24 protein-coding genes and 1 pseudogene are annotated in these 20,855 nt (G+C 38.2%); 14 read left to right on the top strand and 11 right to left on the bottom strand.

What is annotated here, in order from left to right; translation table 11 throughout:
• Position 1 precedes the first annotated feature (1 nt).
• Positions 2 to 721, top strand: a complete 720-nt coding sequence (locus tag AO058_RS06635) for a hypothetical protein (protein WP_057482318.1) — start codon at positions 2 to 4, stop codon at positions 719 to 721.
• Positions 705 to 1,367: a hypothetical protein gene (locus AO058_RS06630; protein ID WP_057482319.1), complete on the top strand. Its 663-nt coding sequence runs from the start codon at positions 705 to 707 to the stop codon at positions 1,365 to 1,367. Before AO058_RS06635 ends, AO058_RS06630 begins: the two co-directional genes overlap by 17 nt.
• A gap of 9 nt (positions 1,368 to 1,376) precedes the next feature.
• On the opposite strand, the gene AO058_RS06625 is transcribed toward AO058_RS06630, so the two are convergent.
• The 3 genes from AO058_RS06625 to AO058_RS06615 are packed head-to-tail and all read right to left on the bottom strand — an operon-like array spanning position 1,377 to position 3,125.
• A complete protein-coding gene (locus AO058_RS06625; RefSeq protein ID WP_057482320.1) occupies positions 1,377 to 2,189 on the bottom strand; it encodes an ImmA/IrrE family metallo-endopeptidase in 813 nt (270 codons plus the stop codon).
• The gene (locus AO058_RS06620; protein ID WP_013073379.1) at positions 2,173 to 2,478 is read right to left on the bottom strand and encodes a hypothetical protein; all 306 of its coding nucleotides are present in this window, start codon (positions 2,476 to 2,478) and stop codon (positions 2,173 to 2,175) included. Before AO058_RS06620 ends, AO058_RS06625 begins: the two co-directional genes overlap by 17 nt.
• A gap of 11 nt (positions 2,479 to 2,489) precedes the next feature.
• Positions 2,490 to 3,125: a sigma-70 family RNA polymerase sigma factor gene (locus AO058_RS06615; protein ID WP_013073380.1), complete on the bottom strand. Its 636-nt coding sequence runs from the start codon at positions 3,123 to 3,125 to the stop codon at positions 2,490 to 2,492.
• Between the two features lie 144 nt (positions 3,126 to 3,269).
• On the opposite strand from AO058_RS06615, the gene AO058_RS18510 reads away from it, so the two are divergent.
• The 4 genes from AO058_RS18510 to AO058_RS06600 all read left to right on the top strand — a co-directional run bounded on the left by AO058_RS18510 (position 3,270) and on the right by AO058_RS06600 (position 6,505).
• Positions 3,270 to 3,443, top strand: coding sequence for a hypothetical protein (locus AO058_RS18510; protein ID WP_013073381.1), 174 nt, complete (start codon positions 3,270 to 3,272; stop codon positions 3,441 to 3,443).
• 323 nt (positions 3,444 to 3,766) lie between these two features.
• Positions 3,767 to 5,005, top strand: coding sequence for a nucleotidyltransferase domain-containing protein (locus AO058_RS06610; RefSeq protein ID WP_013073382.1), 1,239 nt, complete (start codon positions 3,767 to 3,769; stop codon positions 5,003 to 5,005).
• 2 nt (positions 5,006 to 5,007) lie between these two features.
• A complete protein-coding gene (locus tag AO058_RS06605) occupies positions 5,008 to 5,490 on the top strand; it encodes a hypothetical protein (RefSeq protein ID WP_013073383.1) in 483 nt (160 codons plus the stop codon).
• Positions 5,480 to 6,505 (top strand): CBASS cGAMP-activated phospholipase, encoded by a 1,026-nt coding sequence (locus tag AO058_RS06600; RefSeq protein WP_013073384.1) that lies wholly within the window; start codon positions 5,480 to 5,482, stop codon positions 6,503 to 6,505. The genes AO058_RS06605 and AO058_RS06600 overlap by 11 nt, the downstream gene beginning before the upstream one ends.
• A gap of 362 nt (positions 6,506 to 6,867) precedes the next feature.
• Here AO058_RS06600 and AO058_RS18645 read toward each other — a convergent pair whose 3' ends face one another.
• Entirely contained in the window at positions 6,868 to 7,008 is a 141-nt protein-coding gene (locus AO058_RS18645) for an N-acetylmuramoyl-L-alanine amidase family protein (protein ID WP_229792169.1), read from the bottom strand.
• A 406-nt stretch (positions 7,009 to 7,414) separates the two neighbouring features.
• On the opposite strand from AO058_RS18645, the gene AO058_RS06590 reads away from it, so the two are divergent.
• From AO058_RS06590 to AO058_RS06555, 8 genes are read left to right on the top strand one after another with little or no spacing between them, the layout of a single operon-like run.
• On the top strand, positions 7,415 to 7,702 hold the full coding sequence (locus tag AO058_RS06590; RefSeq protein WP_013073387.1) for a hypothetical protein: 288 nt from the start codon (positions 7,415 to 7,417) through the stop codon (positions 7,700 to 7,702).
• An 18-nt stretch (positions 7,703 to 7,720) separates the two neighbouring features.
• On the top strand, positions 7,721 to 8,005 hold the full coding sequence (locus AO058_RS06585) for a hypothetical protein (RefSeq protein WP_041579128.1): 285 nt from the start codon (positions 7,721 to 7,723) through the stop codon (positions 8,003 to 8,005).
• Positions 7,992 to 10,394 carry a TraG family conjugative transposon ATPase gene (locus AO058_RS06580; RefSeq protein WP_013073388.1) on the top strand — a complete coding sequence of 801 codons (2,403 nt, stop codon included), beginning with the start codon at positions 7,992 to 7,994 and terminating at the stop codon, positions 10,392 to 10,394. The genes AO058_RS06585 and AO058_RS06580 overlap by 14 nt, the downstream gene beginning before the upstream one ends.
• 29 nt (positions 10,395 to 10,423) lie before the next feature.
• Positions 10,424 to 11,005, top strand: coding sequence for a conjugal transfer protein (locus AO058_RS06575; protein ID WP_041579130.1), 582 nt, complete (start codon positions 10,424 to 10,426; stop codon positions 11,003 to 11,005).
• A 2-nt stretch (positions 11,006 to 11,007) separates the two neighbouring features.
• On the top strand, positions 11,008 to 11,850 hold the full coding sequence (locus AO058_RS06570; protein ID WP_041579132.1) for a hypothetical protein: 843 nt from the start codon (positions 11,008 to 11,010) through the stop codon (positions 11,848 to 11,850).
• A gap of 52 nt (positions 11,851 to 11,902) precedes the next feature.
• Positions 11,903 to 12,517: a conjugal transfer protein TraK gene (locus tag AO058_RS06565; protein WP_013073391.1), complete on the top strand. Its 615-nt coding sequence runs from the start codon at positions 11,903 to 11,905 to the stop codon at positions 12,515 to 12,517.
• Between the two features lie 11 nt (positions 12,518 to 12,528).
• Entirely contained in the window at positions 12,529 to 13,515 is a 987-nt protein-coding gene (traM, locus tag AO058_RS06560) for a conjugative transposon protein TraM (protein WP_013073392.1), read from the top strand.
• A gap of 10 nt (positions 13,516 to 13,525) precedes the next feature.
• Positions 13,526 to 14,359 (top strand): DUF4138 domain-containing protein, encoded by an 834-nt coding sequence (locus AO058_RS06555; RefSeq protein ID WP_013073393.1) that lies wholly within the window; start codon positions 13,526 to 13,528, stop codon positions 14,357 to 14,359.
• Positions 14,360 to 14,388: 29 nt separating this feature from the next.
• On the opposite strand, the gene AO058_RS06550 is transcribed toward AO058_RS06555, so the two are convergent.
• The 7 genes and pseudogenes from AO058_RS06550 to AO058_RS18335 all read right to left on the bottom strand — a co-directional run bounded on the left by AO058_RS06550 (position 14,389) and on the right by AO058_RS18335 (position 20,817).
• A complete protein-coding gene (locus tag AO058_RS06550; protein WP_013073394.1) occupies positions 14,389 to 15,744 on the bottom strand; it encodes a Fic family protein in 1,356 nt (451 codons plus the stop codon).
• Between the two features lie 34 nt (positions 15,745 to 15,778).
• A pseudogene (locus AO058_RS06545) lies at positions 15,779 to 17,369 on the bottom strand (type IV secretory system conjugative DNA transfer family protein).
• A gap of 11 nt (positions 17,370 to 17,380) precedes the next feature.
• A complete protein-coding gene (gene mobB / locus AO058_RS06540) occupies positions 17,381 to 18,412 on the bottom strand; it encodes a MobB family relaxase (protein ID WP_013073396.1) in 1,032 nt (343 codons plus the stop codon).
• Positions 18,413 to 18,423: 11 nt separating this feature from the next.
• Positions 18,424 to 18,825 (bottom strand): BfmA/BtgA family mobilization protein, encoded by a 402-nt coding sequence (locus tag AO058_RS06535; protein WP_013073397.1) that lies wholly within the window; start codon positions 18,823 to 18,825, stop codon positions 18,424 to 18,426.
• Positions 18,826 to 19,637: 812 nt separating this feature from the next.
• On the bottom strand, positions 19,638 to 20,087 hold the full coding sequence (locus AO058_RS06525) for a JAB domain-containing protein (RefSeq protein WP_013073400.1): 450 nt from the start codon (positions 20,085 to 20,087) through the stop codon (positions 19,638 to 19,640).
• Between the two features lie 75 nt (positions 20,088 to 20,162).
• A complete protein-coding gene (locus tag AO058_RS06520; RefSeq protein WP_013073401.1) occupies positions 20,163 to 20,513 on the bottom strand; it encodes a single-stranded DNA-binding protein in 351 nt (116 codons plus the stop codon).
• Positions 20,514 to 20,550: 37 nt separating this feature from the next.
• On the bottom strand, positions 20,551 to 20,817 hold the full coding sequence (locus AO058_RS18335) for a hypothetical protein (RefSeq protein WP_013073402.1): 267 nt from the start codon (positions 20,815 to 20,817) through the stop codon (positions 20,551 to 20,553).
• Positions 20,818 to 20,855 lie beyond the last annotated feature (38 nt).

The following is a 20,855-nucleotide window of genomic DNA, read 5'->3' as shown; positions in this document are numbered from 1 at the left end:
GATGAATTATATAAAGCTTTTAAACGCCGCTTTTGAAAAATTTTATTTTGATGAGCGTCTAAATCCAACGCATATCAGCTTGTATATGGCTTTATTCCAGGAATGGAATAGTAGCAGATTCGCGCCGGATTTTTTCGTGAACCGAAGGGATTTGATGAATGCTGCAAAGATAGGATCTAAATCTACCTATCACAGATGTATAACCAATCTTGATACCTGGAGTTACCTGGAATACTTTCCTTCCAATAACCCTTATAAAGGCAGTAAAATCAAGATGTCTATTATAGGGACAAGTGATGAACCTGAGGAAGACCATTACGATCCCAAATTAGAACAACTTGCGGAACGCTACCATCCCATAAGGGAACAAGTAATAGACCAACACTGTCCCACCAGTGGACAAGCTTTGGTATCTACTATAAACAATACTAAACCAATAAAACATAATAAACATCCAAACAGTTTGAAGGTGGTACTGGATTTTTTTAGTAATAAAAATTTTAATCTTAATTATGGAAAAGAGTTCTACGAGTACTATGAAGACCGGCAGTGGCAGACAAGTGATGGTTCTGATGTGAGAGATTGGCGCGCTCTGGCTAAATATTGGGTCGAACAAAAATCGCTTATGAAAGAAAAAAATAAGTTAAATAAAAAGCAAGCATCCCATTTCAGGGACAACCTGCGAACCACAAAAAATAAAGATTATGGACAACCCCTCTAAAATAATTGAAGGTGGCATTGAATATTCCTTAGGCAGGTTTGACGGAAAATGTGTGCACTATGACTTTGAAAAAATTCTGGTCTACCTTGATGCCAAAGGAAAATTGCTCTTCGGGAAAAATTTCAAAATTTATAAGAAAGACAAAAAAATCCTATTAAAGTTATGTTCTTATTTCATCAGGGACAAGGCTACCTGCGATAAATATGAAATTGATATCGAAAAAGGGATACTACTTTCAGGTCCAGTAGGCTGCGGTAAAACTTCTTTGATGAAATTATTAAGGCACCTGGTGCCCGCACAACGCACTTACGAAATGATCCCTTGCCGAAATGTAACCTTTAGTTTTAATCATTTGGGATATAAAACTATAGAAGAATATGGAAGTTCCAGGTTTTTCTGTTTTGATGATATGGGCGTTGAACCGCCCGGTAGATTTTACGGTAAAGACCTGAATGTTATGGGAGAAGTACTACTCTCCCGATATGACCTTTTCCTGGAAACCAATAGAAAAGTAAAAACACATGCTACCACTAATTTAAATGCTGAAGAATTGGAAGAACGTTACGGTAACCGTGTTCGCAGCCGGATGCGGGAATTGTTTAATTTAGTAGCTTTTGATCAAAATGCTAGGGATAAGAGGAAATAATAAGCTAAGCTAATCCTCCCAGATTATGCTGAGCGTATGCGCCCCTTTCATTAGGCAATGTTCTTTAAAAGGAAGTTCTGCTTGACCGGAAAATTTTATATCAAACCAGTCCATAGCAAATACTGGTTCAGTGCGTGAGGATACCCTACCCATCGAAAAATATTCTCCCGCGACCGTATCTTCAGGAAGTCTATCCTTACCATATTTTAACCATCTAAATTTAAAATCAAATGATGACCAGAACCACTTAATTTTGCCTTTATAAGCATAAACAACCATTATAGGCTGATTGCCAATAGCGCAAAACCTAAGTGCAGTTGCTGTTTTACTGGTTCCATATTTTTTTGACAGCTCTTCTATTATTCTAAATTCAAATTTTTTCCGATAACAATATTTTCTAAATCCAACTTCAGGCATCAATAAACAAGAAGAAAAATAATCTGCTTGTCTTTCCGCCCTATTTCTACTTTGAAATCCAGTAATTGAACAATGACTAGGTGAAAGTCCTTTGAGTAGTGAATTTCTATGATCGTCTATAAAATAGTGACCTAGTTCGTGTCCAAAAGTAAACCGGGCTCTTTCCGAGTAGGCTTGAGATAACCTGTCTAAGTTTATGAAAATATGGAAATTATTATGCTCACATTCAAGAAGACCATCAAATGAGTCTGAGTAATTGCCAAAACTGTAAGATATATTATTCTTTTCAGCGATTAATATGGGATCGACTTGCCCATTTGGAAAGTAGTAATCAGCAATACCACTAGCCAATTCATTAAGTTCTTCAACATCGCTACGTGAAAGGAATTCATTTTTTCTTGGCATTTCTCTTGTCCTTATTCATTTGCTGTCTATCTTTCTCAGATATTTTTTTACCATCTCTTGCCGCCATAGCTAAGTTTTTTGAAGCCTTGTTTTCAGATTTCTCAATGGATATAACCTTAGCAGAAGATTTATTTCCAGAAATAATATCTGCTATGTCAGGCCACCTTTTTGGAGTTACATACCCATCACTAAATTTTTTTTCAAATGCCTTAATTTCATCTGAATTTTTAGGTGTAGAATATCCGTGCTTTCTCAAGAGCTTTCCAATGTCTTTTTTATTAGATGTCATTTTCTATAAGTTTAGAGTTTATCCTTCAACATACTCTCGATTTTCTTTTTTGACCTTGATATGATTTGTCTGATGTTTTGCCAAGTAGTTTCAAAAGTCTTTTCCATTAGGATTATTTTTTCCTTTGTCATTCTTTTTTCATCATCATAAAGCAAAAAGTACATACGTACAATATCTGCTTTTTTACCAGAAAATTCGGCTAAACAATCATCTATCAAGTTACGTTTTTCTTCCAGCTCTTTATCCAACTGATTGAATTCCTCTTCACTTACAAACCATTTCCACTCACTGTCTTCATCATCAATAATTGTTGATTCAGTCTCTCGAACAGATTTAATTTTCTTTAATTCCTCCATCAACTTATAATGAGCAATAGTGGCTAAATACGCTTTAAAACCATCTTCTTGGGTGGAGTGTTTCTTTTTGTCATACTCCCAATCTAAAGGAGAATCCCATATCTTAATAAATACTTCTGAGGTTACTGTTAATGCAAGTTCTTCTCTTTGCAGTGTGAATCCAATATGCTGGTACGTTACATTGTAAACAAATTTTCTGAAATGCTCATATAATATTGATATTGATTTTTTGGCTTCAGAAGGAGAGTCTTCCTTCACAGCAATTTCTAATAATTGGGTTTCTATGTCCATAAACACCTTCAATATTATATGATAAGAGTGTGACAAAATTTTACGTGTCACACATTGTTCATATAACTATATAAATCAAATTATTAATACGTTCATTAGGAGATCAAATATATAGAAAACTCCAAAGGACATAAAATTAAAATTATGGCAACTAATCCACCAAAAGACAATTCCAGAAAAGGTGCTGTGAGAGACCGTTCACAGACCTACAACCCAAAAACTGATTCTTGGGTAAAACGTGATTCAAACACGGGTAGGTTTATGGATGGAAAAACCTCAAGCAACAAACCTTTTAAAGGAGTAAGAAAAGAAAAGTAAGCTTATTCCCCAGAGCTTGATGTTGGGGTAGTGTTCAATTAAACAATTCTTTTATGAATTCTATAAATTTTGCAGAAGGTAGGCTAAGTGTTTGCCATAAGAACAATTGTGTTAATGTTCGAGGCGATGTAGCTAAAGCTATAACCTTTGGACTTGCTACATTAATTGTCATTGGTAGTATAGCTAAAGTTCTTGAACAGCCCAACTAAGTAATTATGGTGGCTCTCATTAAAGTCAGCCACCATAATTATAGCATCGCCATAGTCCACAAAGCAAATTGTCGTTGACAACATCCCAAAGAAGACCATTTAAAATATAAAAACATGACTGAATCCTACAAAAAAGAAATTAATGAAATACTCGAAATTCTGGGTGAGAACTTGGATATTACAGAGAATCAATACAATGCAGCAGTAGAAAGCTACGAAGCGGTTGGTGATTGGCTATCTAAGGAAGGTTCCTTCCTTTTTCCTTACTCGCCAAGAATAATCCCTCAAGGATCTTTTATGCTCGGAACTATTATTAAGCCAATATGTGAAGATGACGACATTGATATCGACCTTGTGTGTAAACTAAACGGAAAGCCTGCCCATTGGACCCAAAAGCATTTAAAAGAAGCTGTTGGTGATAGGCTTAAAGAGCATTCTGTGTATAAAAATATGCTGGAAAGTCAAGATGGTGGCCAAAGGTGCTGGACACTTGAATATTCAGACCAAGCAAATTATCATATGGATATTCTTCCATCCATTGCCGATAAGAATTTTACAGTCTTACTTAACGAAGCTTTCAATAATCATCAACAATTGGATACAAACAAATTGGCCATCCGAATAACAGATAAAGAGAACATTTTCTACTCAATAATGACCGAGACTGAATGGTGGCTAAAAAGCAATCCTTTTGGGTATGCAAAATGGTTTTTTCAAAGAGCAATATACAGTTCAAAACGAATGTTTGCCCTGAGCGAATCCGTCGACCCAGTTCGTCCGTTTCAAAAGGAAAAAATGCCGTTACAGCGTGTAGTTCAACTTTTAAAAAGACACAGAGATATAATGTTTTCCTCAGATGAGTATGACAGTGAAAACAAACCTATTTCTATTATCATAACTACTCTTGCGAGTAGAGCTTATGATAAAGGTGAAAATATTGCCGATGCTTACATAAACATTGTTAGTAGATTGCGGAGTTATATTGAAACAAAACTAAATCCTAAAACAGGTCAACAAGAAAGATGGGTAAGCAACCCAGTTAATGAAGCAGAAAATTTTGCTGATAAATGGGCATTAGTTGCTCAAAAAGAAGAATACTTTTATGCCTGGCTTGATAAATTGGAAGAGGATTTATCTGCGATTAAGTATGGTGAAAATAAGGGACTACATATTTTAAATGAATCATTTTCGGCGCAGTACGGAAATCAGGTAGTAAAGAGAACTTTTGCTGAGTATGGCGAAAAAAATAGGATTCTACGTGAGAAAGGAAATAGAAAAATGGCAATAGGTACTGGTCTTTTAGGCAGTGTTGGTAAGCCAATTCCTAATCATAATTTTGAAGGGAATATTTAAAGATGAGAAGTCAATATTTTAAAACCAATAGCAAGAGAAAGCTTAAAGGGATACTTTCTTCAGAACAGCTAAAAAAGATTAAAATAGATTTCCCAGATTCACAATTGGTCAAAAATTCTTGGGACAGCTTTCAAATCATAATAGAGATTCAACCTACGGCTATTAGCGAAAAGTACCAAATTCTCGTTAACTACGAAAAGAATAGGTCTATTAGAGTGTTTGTGATTGAGAAGGATTTAAAAATTGCTTCAAACAGAACCAAGCTACCTCACGTCTATAATAGTAAACAACAACAGTTGTGTTTGTTTTCCCCCAGTAAAAAAGAGTGGAATGGATTTACTTATATTGTGGATACGGTAATTCCTTGGGCAAGTGAATGGCTTTATTATTACGAATTATGGCTACCAGAAGGGCAATGGTATGGTGGTGGTCATAATGAATACCCTAATGAAGATTATACAAACATTATAAGAGATGAAAAATAAAAAGTTTAAAATACTTTCCATAGATGGTGGTGGAGTAAAGGGTGTATTTCCAGCAATGTTCTTAATGCTACTTGAGGATGAACTAAAAAATCGCTCGGATGGTAAATTCCAGATTTATCAGCATTTTGATTTGATTACAGGGACTTCGACTGGTGGAATTATAGCAATTGCGTTAGCACTTGGCATTCCCGCTAAGGAAATTTATAATCTTTATTTAGATAATGCCAAAGGGATATTTGGCAAAAAGAAGTCTTTCTGGTTTGGACAAATTCGTAATTCTGCACACGAAAGAGAATTTTTAGAAAAGTTGGTGCGCAATAAATTTAAGGAAATAAATGATGGCGTAGAACCAAGGCTTGATGATTGTAAAACAGATGTTTGCATCCCCATATACGATTTGATCCAGGGCAATCCAAGTGTTCTCAAAACAAAATACCATCCCGCATTTGAGCGAGACTACCATATTCCTGCATACCAGGCTGCAATGGCAACATCTGCCGCACCCACCTATTTTAATCCTTACACATCCGAATATGTAGATTTGAAAGGGACAAAGAGAATTTTCTCAAACAAAGTAGATGGCGGTGTGATGGCAAATAATCCAACTTTGGTAGCTTTCTTAGAAGCAATTAAAGCTTTTAAAGTTGAAATGTCTCAATTGGAAATACTGTCGTTAGGTACTGGTCATAAAAAATTTACTGATGGTAATTCTCGGAAAAGATGGGGGCTTTACTACTGGATGAGAAAAGACAAACGTCAACGGCTAATAGATTTATTTATGCAAAGTCAATCACAACTCGTTGCAAATTATATCAGTCTTTTATATCAAGGAATCGATAAGTCGGAAAAGGATAATCCTAATTTTATTTACGATCGAATAGATGTTTTGCTCAACGAAGATAATTTTATTGATATGGATGAGAGTGACCCAACAAAAATTAAAAATTTTGCCGAATTAGCTTCAATTGCATTTCAGCATAATAGAAGTTCAATCTTGCAAAAACATTTTTACTAATAATAAACCTCACAACTAATCACTTTTTGCGGTAAATCAAGAATTCTGCAATAAGCTGTTTAAATATCTTTTTAGTTGTTTTAAAAACTTCTTTAAATAATTTCTTCATTGTACATTTTTTAGAGTAGTTAATAAGATTAGACTAATATGCTTCGGATGTGCTTGGATAAAAGAATTTTCATCCCGATTGCTCATAAGGCCCAATTCCAAGGAGCACCAACTGTTTCCTGAAACACTTGAAAATTAAAAAACTTCACACCCCTACTTTCAAAGCCTAAATGCTTTCTAATTTGGTTTTGTAATTGATAGACAAACCAAGTAGACTCATTTGAATTTCTAGATTCGTATTTTTCAACATACACCTAAATCCCTCTTGCAGTGGGATTATGAGAATGATTGCAGTGCAAAGAAATAAACAAATCAGCATTCAGTGCCTTTGCCAGTTTAGTACAATCGGATAAGGAAATAAGCGTATCGCTATACCGGATCAAATAAATATCCACTGGTTTTTATGACTTTTCGTTGAGCCTTAAAGCTCCAAGGTTATATCCAGTACCACATCTGTTTATTTAATGCGATTTATTCCGATGGCACCAGATTCTTTTCCCCTGTGTCCAACATCAATAACAATTCGTTTTCTGGTTGCCGGTTCTTGTCAAAATTGATGCACATATTCAGGAACAAAATCACAAAATTGATGTTTTTGTCCCCTCCTCCCCTTTCCACATTTCAAGTTATCAACACCCCATTTTCAAAATTTCATAGCATTTAGTGCTAAATGAAACCATTGAAAATCAACTAACTACAAATAATATTTTATCCACAATTTATTGATTTTCAATAATTTAAGTCATTAAATTTCTAATTTTCTCATAACGAAATCGAATCAAAAATTTAAAATTTTCCGTTATGAAAAAATCAATCTTCCTGGCAACTTTTTTATCGTTGCTTTCCACTTCACTTTTTGCGCAAATCGGCGGGATCGAAGATTCTGTGGCTGATATTTCCGATACTATAAGGAATATATTTCCAATTATACTTGGAATCATCTTTTTGGTCGGCTTTCTTTTTAATGCCGGCCACTTCTTTGGGGAAAACTCCGATCTCAAAAAGGGAATTACCCGCGTCCTGGTCTTTGTACTTATAGCAGGAGCCGTGGTAGGCATCTTCACTTATTTGATCAGCATTGTAGTTTAATTCTTAAAAGGTAAAATCATGAAGAAGTATGAACCTTATAGGAACATTCGGAAGGGTGCCGTCATCTTTGGGCTTTCCCTTCCCCTATTTGCACTAATGATGCTTTCAATTATCGCTTCCCTGTTGGTCATCATTTTTTCCTTCAGCCTGGGTATGATTATCAGCGCTATGCTCTTTAATGCATTCTTGTATATCGGGTTAAACCGTACCAGCAGGCTCCTAGAATTTATGCAGATGACAGGGGCATTTCCGAAAATGATTAGTAACAAAAAAGATTCTGGTATCGATTATGAAAAAAATTAAGCTTTCCTCCCACTGGCCAATTGCCGATATCCGAGACAATATCGTTTTTTCCGGTAATGGTAACGTTGTGATATGTTATCAGCTGGACCTCCCTGAAATCTATTCCCTCTCAGAGAAAGATTTTGAAGACCTGCACGCCACCTGGTTCCAGGCGCTTAAATCCCTACCGGTGGGTACAGTAGTGCACAAGCAGGATATTTATGAGAAAAAAGCATTCACTGCAACTGCACTTCCAAACAAAACCTTTTTGGAAAAGGCCACCCGGGATCATTTTAAAGATAGAGAGTTTATGGAACACCGCTCCTTATTATTCTTCACCCTGACCAGGAACAAAGCGTTAAACAACTCCAAATACGTAAACCCTTTTCGAAAAGTCTCCAGAGGCATCATCAGGGAACTTGATGCGAACCTGCAAAGTTTTATCAGCTCGGTAAGTGATTGTGTTTCCTTTATAGCAAACAGCCGAAAGATTTACATACAAGCATTAAAACCAGAAGAAATCACCAATCTCACTACCGAATATTTTAATGGTTTCAATGAGGGTTTCGATACCGATATCCTACTCGAAAAACAACATATTCAAACTGGGGATAATTATTTTGATGCCTTAGCTATCAATAGCGAGCTGTGCTTTGGCGAAAGGGTACAGTCGAGCAAGACCAATGAGAAATTCACATCCGATGATTTTGTATTTCACCAGGGGTTTATTGATGGGCTGGGGCTTCATTTAAAGGAAAACCATATAGTCAACCAGATCCTCTACCTAGATGATAAACACAAGTGGCGCAAGCTACTGGATAAAAAAGTAGAAGAACTTAGCAAAAGTTCCAACTTTGGATCACAAAACAAAGTCGTTCTAGGAAAGATTCAGGAAATCCTGGAAAAAATTAATAGCGATGATAACGCACGGATTATCCGGGGCCATCTTAATGTCATCTTTTGGGATCGGAATCCTCGTAATTTGGAAGGCATTGCCTCTAAAATTAAGGCGGAGTTTAAGGAACTGGATATTACCCCTTACGCTCCGCGGGGCGAAGAACGAAAGAATTACCTGCTGAACAGCTACTGCTGCTTCTCTTCCAATTTTTCCGATGAAGATCTTTATGTGACCGATTTAAAACATGCCTTGTGCCTATTTATCAATAACACCAATTACAAATCGGACCCTACCGGTATCATTTTTAATGACCGCGAGCATAACATTCCTGTGCTAAAAGATGTTTGGGATGAGGGAAAGAAACGCATTAAGGCGCGGAACTTTGCCATCTTCGCCCCTACCGGGGAAGGGAAATCCTTTTTGGCCAATAACATCCTGCGCCAGTATTTTGAAAACGGAGTACGGCTGGTGATTATCGATCTTGGAGGTTCTTATACCAAGTTCGCTAAACTCTATCCTGATAAGTACACTGTATTGCGCTACGAGAGCGGAAAGAGTTTAGGGATCAATCCTTTCTACATATCCAATCCCAATGATGTAAACCCGGAGCGGTTGGAGGATCTTTTAGTGTTCCTATTAGAACTCATTGCTGCAGATGATAAAGTTACCAAAGCACAATCCGTAGCCATTAAAAAGATCCTCCGTTACTATTACAAAAACACCACGGAAAACCATTCCCTAGATAGTTTTTACCGTTTTATCGAGCAGCGAAAAGATGAGCTGCTGGAATCCCTTAAAATCCATCCCGACTACTTCAATGTTATTAACTTTTTGCATGTGCTCTCGGAGTATGTCGGCGATGGTCTATACAGCTTCTTATTTGAAGTTAGCGAAGATCAAACTTACAAGATCGAAGATAAGCGGCTGATTGTTTTTGAACTCGATGAAGTTAAGGACAATAAAGAGATCCTCTCGGTGATGCTCAAACTAATCAAGTCGGCGATCCAGCGTACGATCTGGAAAAACAGGGCAGAAAAGGGAATCATCCTTTTTGATGAATTCGCCAAGCAACTCAAGTTTGACAATGTCCTTGAAAGCGTTGAATTCTACTACCAGGCCATCCGTAAACAGAACGGTGCCATTGGAATTATTTTACAATCCATAAATCAGCTTCCTAATAATGCGACTTCCTCAAGCATCCTGGAAAACACCCAGGTGATCTACAGCCTGAATAATGAAAAAGGTTATGAAGAACTGGCCAGGCGCTTGAGCCTGTCCAGCCACGATCTCAACCAGTTGAAATCGATCAGGAATAATTTGACCGGCAAGTGCAAGTACACCGAGATCTTCATTAAGATAGGCAAGGAAAGCAACATTTTCCGCCTGGAAGTACCACCCGAAGTCTATGCCGCCTATCTCACCGACGGCACCGAAAACGAGGTCATAATGGCCATTTATAATGAGACCAAAAATATGGAAAAGGCTATAGAGGAATTCATCAGGAAGGCCTAAATGCTCATTAACAATTAAAACAATTCGATATGAAAAATAAACACAAAACCTGGATACTCACACTTGCCCTAGCTTTATTTTCATCTGGCCACATTGTGGCCCAGGGGATGCCGGTGTATGATAACACGAACTTTGTCAGCCTGGTTAAATCTCTTGTGGAATCAGCCAAGCAAACCGCTAATCTTGTCAAGACCGTCAACTTTTTAAAGGCACAGAAAGAGAATATAGAGAAGGTCAATAGCGTGGTACAGGATTTAAAAGCCGTTCGTGAGATCGGTCGTAACAATCAGCGGCTTATTGCGGTGATGCAGGATGATCTTCGGGATATTTTGAATTCCCCTTATATCAAACCCGACGAAATAAGCAGGGTGACCGAATCCTTCAGTGCCGTGGTAGATAACTCCCTGGAGACCGCAAGCTTTATCGATGAGATTTTATCAAGTGATCATTTAAAAATGAGTGATGCCGAGCGGGCGGATGTTCTAAAGCGAAAAGAACTCGAGTCTAAAGAAATGGTGACCGATGTGCGGCTAAAAACCAAGCGTTACCGCGAGATCATTTCTTTTCGGGAAATGCAGGACAGGATCAATAATCGGGAAACAGGCTTTTGATGATGGAAGGGGTAATCATATTGGCTGTAGGTGTCGAATATATCGATGGTGTTTTCCAAACCATCCAGGAGAGCGAGTTTTCCCGCTATACTATTGTTAGCATGAAAACTTTGGCTGTACTTTTCTTTTTGGTAAACATCCTTAAAAAGTATAATGAAGGGATAGCCGATAGGCAGGGCTATACCTGGGGGCTTTCCCCCGGTGATTTGGCAAAAAACTTTGCGGTGGTTTTACTAGTTATTTTTTCAACGCAAATCCTGGGTTTTTTTGACAATATTCTTGTAGCTATTGAAAATCAATACCGCGATACAGCTCCTGCCCTATTGCCACTTCAGATGCAGGAGATCCCCATCGAAGAAGATGTCTCCCCTATGGGGGCGATGCGTAAAGCTATGGCTTTACTTTATGAGGCTCTAGTTACGCCGCTATATGGGTTTAAAACCTTTGCTTTTCTTATCAGCCTGTTTTTATGGATTTTGGATTTATTCATTTATCCCTTATTCCTTGCGGAGCGCTACTTCCTGCTTGGGATTATGCAGGCCTTTTTTCCGCTGGTACTTAGCCTGGCGGTATTTGAAAAGTTTCGCTCGATGGCCTATGGTTTTTTCCGGTTGTATGCAGCGGTATATATGCTGGTGCCTGCATTCTTCCTGGTTAATGTATTTATCAATGCTCTTTATACGGAAATCAACACCAATTTTTGGGAAAACCTATTCGGTACGGATTACGGGAGCGGTTTTTTTGCCCCTGTGGTAGAACTGGGTTCGATAGTATTTATCGTTTTTTTAAAATTCAAGCTCTACCGGCGTGCCATTTCATTTACCCTGAGACTGTTCACCACTTAATCAATAGCAACCGATATAACCACTTTAAATCATTGAAAAAAATATTCTAAAAATGAAAACACCTTATAAAAATATCTATTCGGTATTAAAGGTAAACCGCTTTATCGTGCTGGCCGTAGTGCTTTGCTCGATGTTTTGCAGTGTGTTTGCAATTTGGATGGCCATCTCCACCAGGAATAAGGCCTTGAACAGTGCCTTCGCCATCAATACCGACGGCAGTATTATTCCTTTAAAACTGGTTACCCAAAAAGAAAACTTCCGGGTAGAGGCCCTGGCCCATTTGGAGCTGTTTCACACCTACTTCTATAATATTGATGCCAGCAGCTATGAGAAAAACCTGGAAAAAGCATTATGGCTTGGCAATAGTTCGGTAGATAACCTATACAGGCAGAAAAAGGCCGAAGGGGTTTACAACCGCTTATTGCAGTACTCACTGGTTCAAAAGGTATTAACGATCGATTCGCAGCTCGAAGAAAAGGAGGAATCGTTTCATTTTAAAACCACTGTTATTTTTGAAATCAACCGCGGCAATATAGTAGACACCTATGAATTAGTAAGCTCAGGAAAACTGCTCATCGTAGATCGACACTTTCCCCATAACCCTCACGGACTTCTCATAACGGATTATTTCGAAAACAGTTTAAGAAAAGTACCCTCACAAAATTAAAATTAGAACGGATGAAAATTGAAAAGAACAAAATTGTATTCATTAGCGTCCTGGTGGTCATTGTGATTTTTCTTGTCACCTATACCTTAATGATCACTGGGGAGGAGGAAGAGCAACAGGAAAACCTCAGGCAAACGGAAATCCCAGCCCTTGAAGAAGAAAGCCAGCAAACCTATGATTCCAAACTGGAGGCTATTGATAACCTCAAAGAAGTTCGGGATAGGAATGCGCCAAGTATTTATGATGAAACGTTTTTGGATTCTTTAGGTTATTACGACACCGAGCTTTTGGAAAAAGAAAAAGAGCGCAAGATCGATAGTATTTATGAGCTGGGAAAAGCCCGGCAGGCGCAAATTGTAAACCTTACACAAACTCGGCCAACCAGACCACCGGAGAATAACGGCTCATACTCAATTAAAACAATAGCGAAGGCTGATACTGCAGAGATTCAGGAAGCGCAAAAAATAGCGGCCAAAGAAATGGAATTGGAACATCAATTATTCTTTGCTTCTGCATCTATGAAACCCGAGGTTTCTTCCAAAGAAGCTACCGATAAGGAAATTAAGGTGGTCGTCGATGGCACCCAGGTAGTCAAAGCCAACTCCAGGCTTCGGATGCGACTTTCGCAGCCTGCCAGGATTGGTGATAAACTTATTCCCAAAAGCACCCCGGTTTTTGGTTTTGTTAGTTTTCAGCCTAATCGTGTCCTGATTGAGATTGAAAATATCAATAAGCATCAAACTAGCCTAAAAGCTTTTGACCTTGAAGATGGTAGCGAAGGTATCTACATCGAGAATAATTTCCGGGCGGAAGTAACCACGGAAGTCTTGGATGATGTAATCGGTGATATTAATATCCCAAGTGTACCCCAGGTCACTGGAATAAGCAAAGTATTTCGCCGAAATAACCGCAATGTAAAAGTGACCATTCTAAATAATTACAGATTAATTCTCAAAGCCAGCAGACCTGAATCAAATTGGGGATTGGCTAACCAATAAAACAATCATTATGAAAAAGTATATTTTAACCAAGGCCGCTCTACTTGTTTTTATTATGACCAGTGCACAAACCCAGGAAAAACTGGACACTATTTACGCTAATGAGTACAAGAATGTTGCGCTATTTTTTCCAGAGGAAATTAGCCAGGGTATTACCGGTGCTGAGCATTTTGTCTTTACCTACAACCGGGAAAAGCAGCAACACTTCGGACTGCTGCAGGCCAAGCCCGGCAGAGAAAGTAATTTACTTGTTATCGGAACAAATGGTTCGGTATTCTCCTATATCCTGAAGTATAAGAAACAGCTTTCCCGGCTGAACTATTTTATCCCTGAAGCGGAAAGGATTGGAAAAGAAAAGCCAGTTGTCAAGGATTCAGTTAAGGACAAAAAACCGCAAAAGAACTTAAACAAGAAGGAAGATCATTACCGCAGATTCTGCAGCTACCTGCTGAGTAAAAAGCAACACATAGGCCGCATAAAAAAACGCAAGAACGGTATTATTTTAAGTGTTGAGAATATCGTTTATAATAAGGAGCAGCTCTATTTTGTGATCGAAATTGAGAATAGATCCAGCCTGGATTATGATCTTAATTTCTTAAACCTGGCGATTGAAACCCGCAAAAAGGGAAAGAAGAAATCCTTACAACGCTTATACCAGGATCCGGTTTTCAAGTACAACTTGCCGGCTAAGATTGGAAAAAAACAAACGGTAAGATTGGTTTATGTGATGCCAAAATTTTCCTTGTCTAAAGAAAGGAGGGCGATATTGGAACTTAATGAAAAGGATGGGGAACGTAATTTAAAACTAAAGATCTCCCATCGGTTTATTAATAATCCTAATTGATAATTTTGAAAAATTCCGACTTTAAAAGTTTAAATTTTTCTGGCTTTTGCACCCCTGCCAGTCAGTCTATAACGCTGTTTACTACTTTGTGGTTTCTCGGGAATGGTCATTTCAATCAAGCCTTCGGCAAGTGCAGGTTGCAAATAATTTTTTCTAAAATTTTCTCTATCGGAAAGTCCTAAATGATATTGCAACTCACTTCTGCTATCTTCACCATTAATCACATTTAAGAGATCCTGAACTTGCGGGGTTACTTGCGGGGTCTCTTGCAGGGTTACTTGCGGGGTTTCATTAGTAGTTTTATCAAAAACTTCTTCTGAAGCTGGAAAAACCATTCGTAAAAAGTTCTCGGAGAAACGGAAGGAATCTTTACTATAGGATTCTAATATTCTGGGGATCCCCGATCCAAGTTGTTCTACCAAATCTAGGTCTTTATAAATGCGCATTAATTCTTTGTTGCGGGGAATCGAAAAACCTTCAAAAAATTCATTTTTACTTAAGCCATCCGGTAAAGAACCTGCAGAAGTGATTTCTATCCGATCACTAAAAATTTCAAACTTTGGAGCTATTTCACGAGTGTAATCATTATGGACAAAGGCATTTATAATGGCTTCCCGCAGTGCAATGGCATTCCAAAGACGATGTTCTTTTCGTTCACTGTGGGTGATTTTGGTAATCGTTCGATTTTCCAAGTTCATTTTATCCAATACGCTCTTAGTGGCTTTTATTAAAGAGCAGTAACCATATTCATTACTTTCAACTAAATCGACCCGTGTATTCCCTTTATACTTAGCTAATTTAACAGAAACATTATTTTCATCTGCTAATAAATATGCTGCATAATTCAAGTCTCCTCCTGTCGTAGTTAGCTCTAAATTTTTTCTGAATTGTTTGTTGAGGGGCTTTTGTTTTTCCTGGTAATATATATGAAGTTGCTCAAACCTTAAATCCTGTCGGTGTGCTTTTATTTTTCCGATAGAATTTCGGGTACGTGTGGCAAAAAGTTCTTCAATGAGTTTTTGTGACATAGGCTCTGCCGCAGAACCAAGCCGTATAAAACAACCTTTTTCACTCATTCCAAATTTTTTGAGATGGTAAGGTTTTTCTGAACCGCTTGCTACGATGATTTTCAGAATATCATTCCCATCCCGTTCCTCAGTTACAATATCAAATAACCCAAGTGCAGAAGGCCGTATATTGTTCCTTACCCTATCCTTAATTTTCAATTGCACACTATCAGGATCTTTCACCCCAAAAGTTCTTCCTTCCTTATCAATCCCTATATAGATAATACCGCCTTCACGATAATTTAAAAAAGCAACAACTTCTTTCTCCAAACCATCGGAAAGCTCCCTTTTATATTCTATACGGTTGGTCTCACTCATAAAAAAGATTTTAACGCCACAAATATACTTATAATTACTGGTCAAATATAGACTTGGCCTCCTTATACACCCGCTCAAAATTAGATTCCAAATCAGCTTTGGAATAAGGTTTTTGATCTTTAGCCGAAGGCAGATCGCGCCTAATATTCTGCAATCTAAACTGTACCTTTTTATCCTTTCCATCTGCATAGGTTATAAATTCTCCCTGGTTCAGGCGAAAGAAAACATCGGCACGGATTTTTGGGATTTCCTTCTCCCCGGTTGTTACTCGGGTATCAAAATCAAGGCTATACCCGCGGTTGACACTGGTGGTAGGTTTCTTTACAATTTCAAAAAAGCGCTCGTAGTATTTGGCGGTGTCGGGGTCATTTACCTTTCCAAAGAACTGGTAGGACAGGTTGCTTAAAATAGCCTTACTAGCTTTATCCCCATACATCATCATTTTGGATCTTATCCTGCATTACATAAATAGTAGCGATATCATAACTCCTCAGGGTTGCCGGGATCCGGTGCATATTCAACAAACGAAGGGTGGGGGCTTCTTCCATCAGTAGGAAGGAAGCTTTGGAGTTTCGCACACTCATTTGTTTAGTTATGGTATGGATAATAGTGGCTATTACCGGAGAGTAGGAAGCTTCGTATTTTGGATTGTTCACTACGGAAATAACTGCAGGGTTTTCTTCACTATTAATATTAAGCGGAACCTCATCTTTAGAAAGCACCATAAAAATCTGCTGGGTACTGATCCTTTTAAGCGCATTGGCCAGGGTACTTTTTACACCGGCCGTTTGCCGCTCAGAATCTTTCCCACTGATAAAGGCATCGGCCATTGCTCGGGAGGTGGTATTGGTTTCCAAAAACTGGATCAGGCTATCGGTATCCAGGTACTGGTAGGTAGCGATAAGGTGCGGGAGCGTACAAAACTTCGGGTAATCCGTTTTTAATTTCCAGATCAGTCCCCCGATTAGCCCTTCTGCGGCATCATTAAAAAATTTTGTAGTCCCCGAGGTACCTGACTCTCGTTGTTCAAGTAGGTTTTCCACTAGGACCCGGGAGACTTCATTGACGCTTTCCTCATTTTCCAGGTATCGTGGAGCTATGGGATTCACCCGATGGATGATTTTATCAAAGGAAATAATCTTAAAGGGAATTTCCCGGTCCTTAAAAAGGGGATAGGCCATTTCGGTAAGCTCAAAGTCCTTATAGTCGTGAATCACCCCACAAAAATTTTCCTTTTGAAAATGCTTTAAAAAGCCATACACCACGCTTTCGGTCTTCCCGCTTCCGGCAGAGCCAATAACGGAAACACCGCGTTTAATATTCTCCAGTTTAAATTTTCCGTTGGTGGTCGTAAAACCGACTTGGTATTTTCTATCGATCTTTTTATTATTCTCACCCTTATGTAAAAATACATACATCAGGGTATTGATTAGGAGCAACGGACACCCCAGGAATAATAAAGCCGGAATCCACTGGTTATCCTGGACCCCATAAATGCCAAGGGTCACTATCAGCAATAAATTCAAAATAAAAGCAAAGCGGTTGATCAGCCTAAAACATATATAGAACAATATGCTTACCAGCCCGATGATCAGAAGCAGTCTAACAAGATTTTCTATGTCCATAATAATTAAAATTAAATACCGATTGAACTTGATTTAACGGCTAGCTCCACCCCTTTCTTAAGCCTGTTAAAAATTTTGAGGGCAACTTGTGCCTGGGAAGTTGGAATGCTGGGCATCATCGGGATCCCTGATTCCCGGATAAGTTTAAAAGCAAGTGCTTTTTCGTTAGCCGGTAATCCCATTAGCGCGGTAAAATAGTGGTTCGGGTTTTTAATAAATTCCTTTCGAGCCGTATAGGTTTCCACAAAATTGCGCTGATAGCCGAAGGTTTTATCAAAGGTCTTTTCTGCTTTTTCAAAAAAGCGGTCCCGGTCAAATCCGCGTTTAACGGTCTTACCATTAAAATTAACTTCCGAAGCTTTGTATTTACTTCCCGGGGATAAGCTAACCGAATTGGAAGCATCTTTTCTACTTACGATAATATGAATATGGCTTTGGTTTCCTGCTTTGGGCATCCCCTGTACAATTCGCTTACCATCTTGCCGGTGTGGTGCCCTGGTTTCCAGTTTCTCAATTTCCTTTTCCCGTTTTTGAATACTTCCCTGCATCAGCTCGGTTTCTATTTTTCGGATTTCACTTTTGAGTTGAAGGATTTTAGTGGCATAAGGTTGGTTTTCGCGAACCTGGCGATCTGTACCTTTAAAACTCCGGCTATGTTCAATTTTAGCGTAATATTTAATATCATTGACATTAATTGGCCTTCCGTCTATTTCACGGTTAAAGCAGGCCACATAATCCTTCATCAATTCCCGGGTGTACTTTTTTAGATCCTTACTACTGCTTTGTAGGCGTTTTAATTCATATTTGGAAGGGCTAACGGTAATGGAATAGAACTTGGGTTCTTTCTTTTTGAGCTTGGAGGTATTATTATCAATTTCTTTGACGACTTTCTCAGGGGTAATGGCATCCTCATATTGATTAAAGAAATGTTCCTTTACCCCTTCTTCTATCCCTTCATTTTCTTTTTCCAGGTAGCTAACAAAACCGGCCGAACTTTGGGAGTAATTCCCACCTAATTTTTGGGGAGTGATCGTGATATACATAGCAGGAAATTTTAAAGGTTATTATCAGAAAAATTCTTTTCACCCCTACCATCTTGTTCCTGTTTGGGAATACCATCTTTTTTCTCCCGGAGGATTTTCTTTTCCAGGATGAGGGGTTTCTTTGGAGGTGCTTCGGTTTGGAAAAGTGAGGCGATCATCGCCGCGGTAGGTTTGGTTTGGGTTTTTTCCATATCACGCATAATGGCAATAACCGCATTGATACGTTTCTTAAAAGAAGCTTCGATAGTCCTGCCGGTTGGCCCTAATTTTTCGTGGGGGGAAATTTCATTATAGAAAAAAAACTCCAGCATTGTTTCCAGGGCTTCGGTGTGTGATTTGAAGTGTGTTCTTGAAAATTCCTGGAAACGTTTTGCTGTTTCTTTTTTAAACCTGATGCCAATAAATGAGTCCATAATTCGCCGATTTGTCGCAAATTCTTCCCTAGAAATGGGCGTTGGCAGGCCATTTGTCGCAAATTGCTTAAACACAGGAATTCAAACAAACATTAAATAACTGATTTACAGTTATTTAAAAACGAAAAGGAGTACTTAACATCGCGTAGCGTGTTACCCTCTTGCTACTCCTTTTCGTCCCGCAGCGCGGGACAAAAATTCCGTACAATTTGGCCTATTGCCTGTCTTGATAGACAGTCAAAAGCCCCTTGCCATTTTTCAGGAAAAAATTTCCGTTGTTAATTATTTGATTGCAGGTTTATCGGCGAAAGTCAAAAATGGATACGCCTGCGTAAATTTGAATGCTGAAAGTCAGCGAAATAAATATAAGGATTTTTTTAGTACCAGGTTGTAATAAACAAATATTTCCTATTCAACAGGGTGAGCAAATTCAGGAATTTTTTTATCTTTATTGAATAGGTTTCAATGACCTAAAAAGAAAGGGGAAATTCAGGTAACAGCGAATTTTCCCTTTTTGTTTTCAAGGAATTGGTTTATATAAAAAACTGCCGAATACATTTTAGAATAAAATACTTGGGAGCTTCTTGAATGATTAACCTATTCAGATATTAAAAATATAGGTATAGGAATATAAGTTTTTTAAGCCTTCCTCCTCGATTATTTTCTTAAAATCGGATTGGTGTTCCCTTGCATACCTTTGGATCGATTTCCCGTATTTTTGGGGTTACTTCTTCCCGGGAAATTTTGATTAGCCGTTTTTGGGGTTTTTTGTTCAAATCGTTAAAATTCAGATAAACCATGACTTTCGGGTTTTAAAGCATGCCATTATCGGCAAAACTATAGTAATCTCCACCGGGCGTTAAAATCAAATGATCCAACACTTTGATATCAAATAACCCAGCGGCATTTTTAATTTTACGGGTAAGGTCTTTGTCGGGGTTACTTGGTAGTAGCGTTCCCGAGGGGTGATTATGGCAAAGGATAACCGCTGTACTAAGGCTCTTTAGGATAACTCCGAAAATAAGGCGCAGATCCACAAGGGTATAGGTAATCCCGCCTCTGGACACTTCAAAAATCCCTTTTACACGGTTATTGTTGTTGAGCAGAAGGAGTTTAAAACTCTCGCTCACTTCTATTTCATCTTTATCCCAATTGGAATAAAGGACATCGGCAGCGGTAGCGGAAGATTTTATTTTTGGTGCTTCACTAAGTTTTACCCTGCTGCGATAGGCTATTTTTATTTCACTAACTTTGGTTTTCATAATTATTGATTTTCTTAGATTAATAATTAAAAGAGGGCGCAACTTTGGAGATAGGCGCCCTCTTAGTTTTAAAAATTACTGGTCTGCGTTTTCCTTGTTTCCAAGGAATAGGATTTCATTCACCAAAATTTCGGTAACATATCGTTTCTCCCCGCTTTGGGTTTCATAGGACCTGGAAGTTAGTTTGCCACGGATGGCCACTTCTTTACCTTTATCAACATATTTCTCGATAAGCTCCGCCTGTTTTCCCCATGTCACAACATTGTGCCATTGCGTATCCTGTACTTTTTCTCCTTTTGAATTTTTATAGAATTCATTGGTTGCAATTGAAAAGCTGGCTACTTTTTTACCACTTTCAAGATTTCTGATTTCCGGGGTTTGTCCCACATTTCCGATTAACTGAACTTTGTTTCTAAGCGTACTCATAATTAAAAGATTTAAAAATTAATAATTGATTTACTTATTATATCCGGGGCGTTTTCCTGTTTTTGATTTTTTTTACTTCGCTTCCGGGTATGTTGTTTTGAAATGATTTCATGAGATTTTTATTTGATTTACTTCCTATAGAGTATCCTATGATAAATCCAAATTTCCTTTCATAATTTTCTTCTATAGTTCTGCTTTTTATCCACAAAGCCTTTTTGATCGACATACTTTTTATATCCAGAGCATTTTCCTTTTTTTGATTCTTTTGTGCCGTTGCGATATTTTGTGGTGGATTTGATTTCATCTTTTTTTGTTTTCGACTTACTTCCCATAGAGCCTTTA

Origin of the sequence: Salegentibacter sp. T436 (genome assembly GCF_001932675.1) — a bacterium.
GTDB lineage: Bacteria > Bacteroidota > Bacteroidia > Flavobacteriales > Flavobacteriaceae > Salegentibacter > Salegentibacter agarivorans.
Note: the sequence above shows the minus strand (reverse complement) of the source record. Positions and strands in the feature narration are given on the sequence as shown.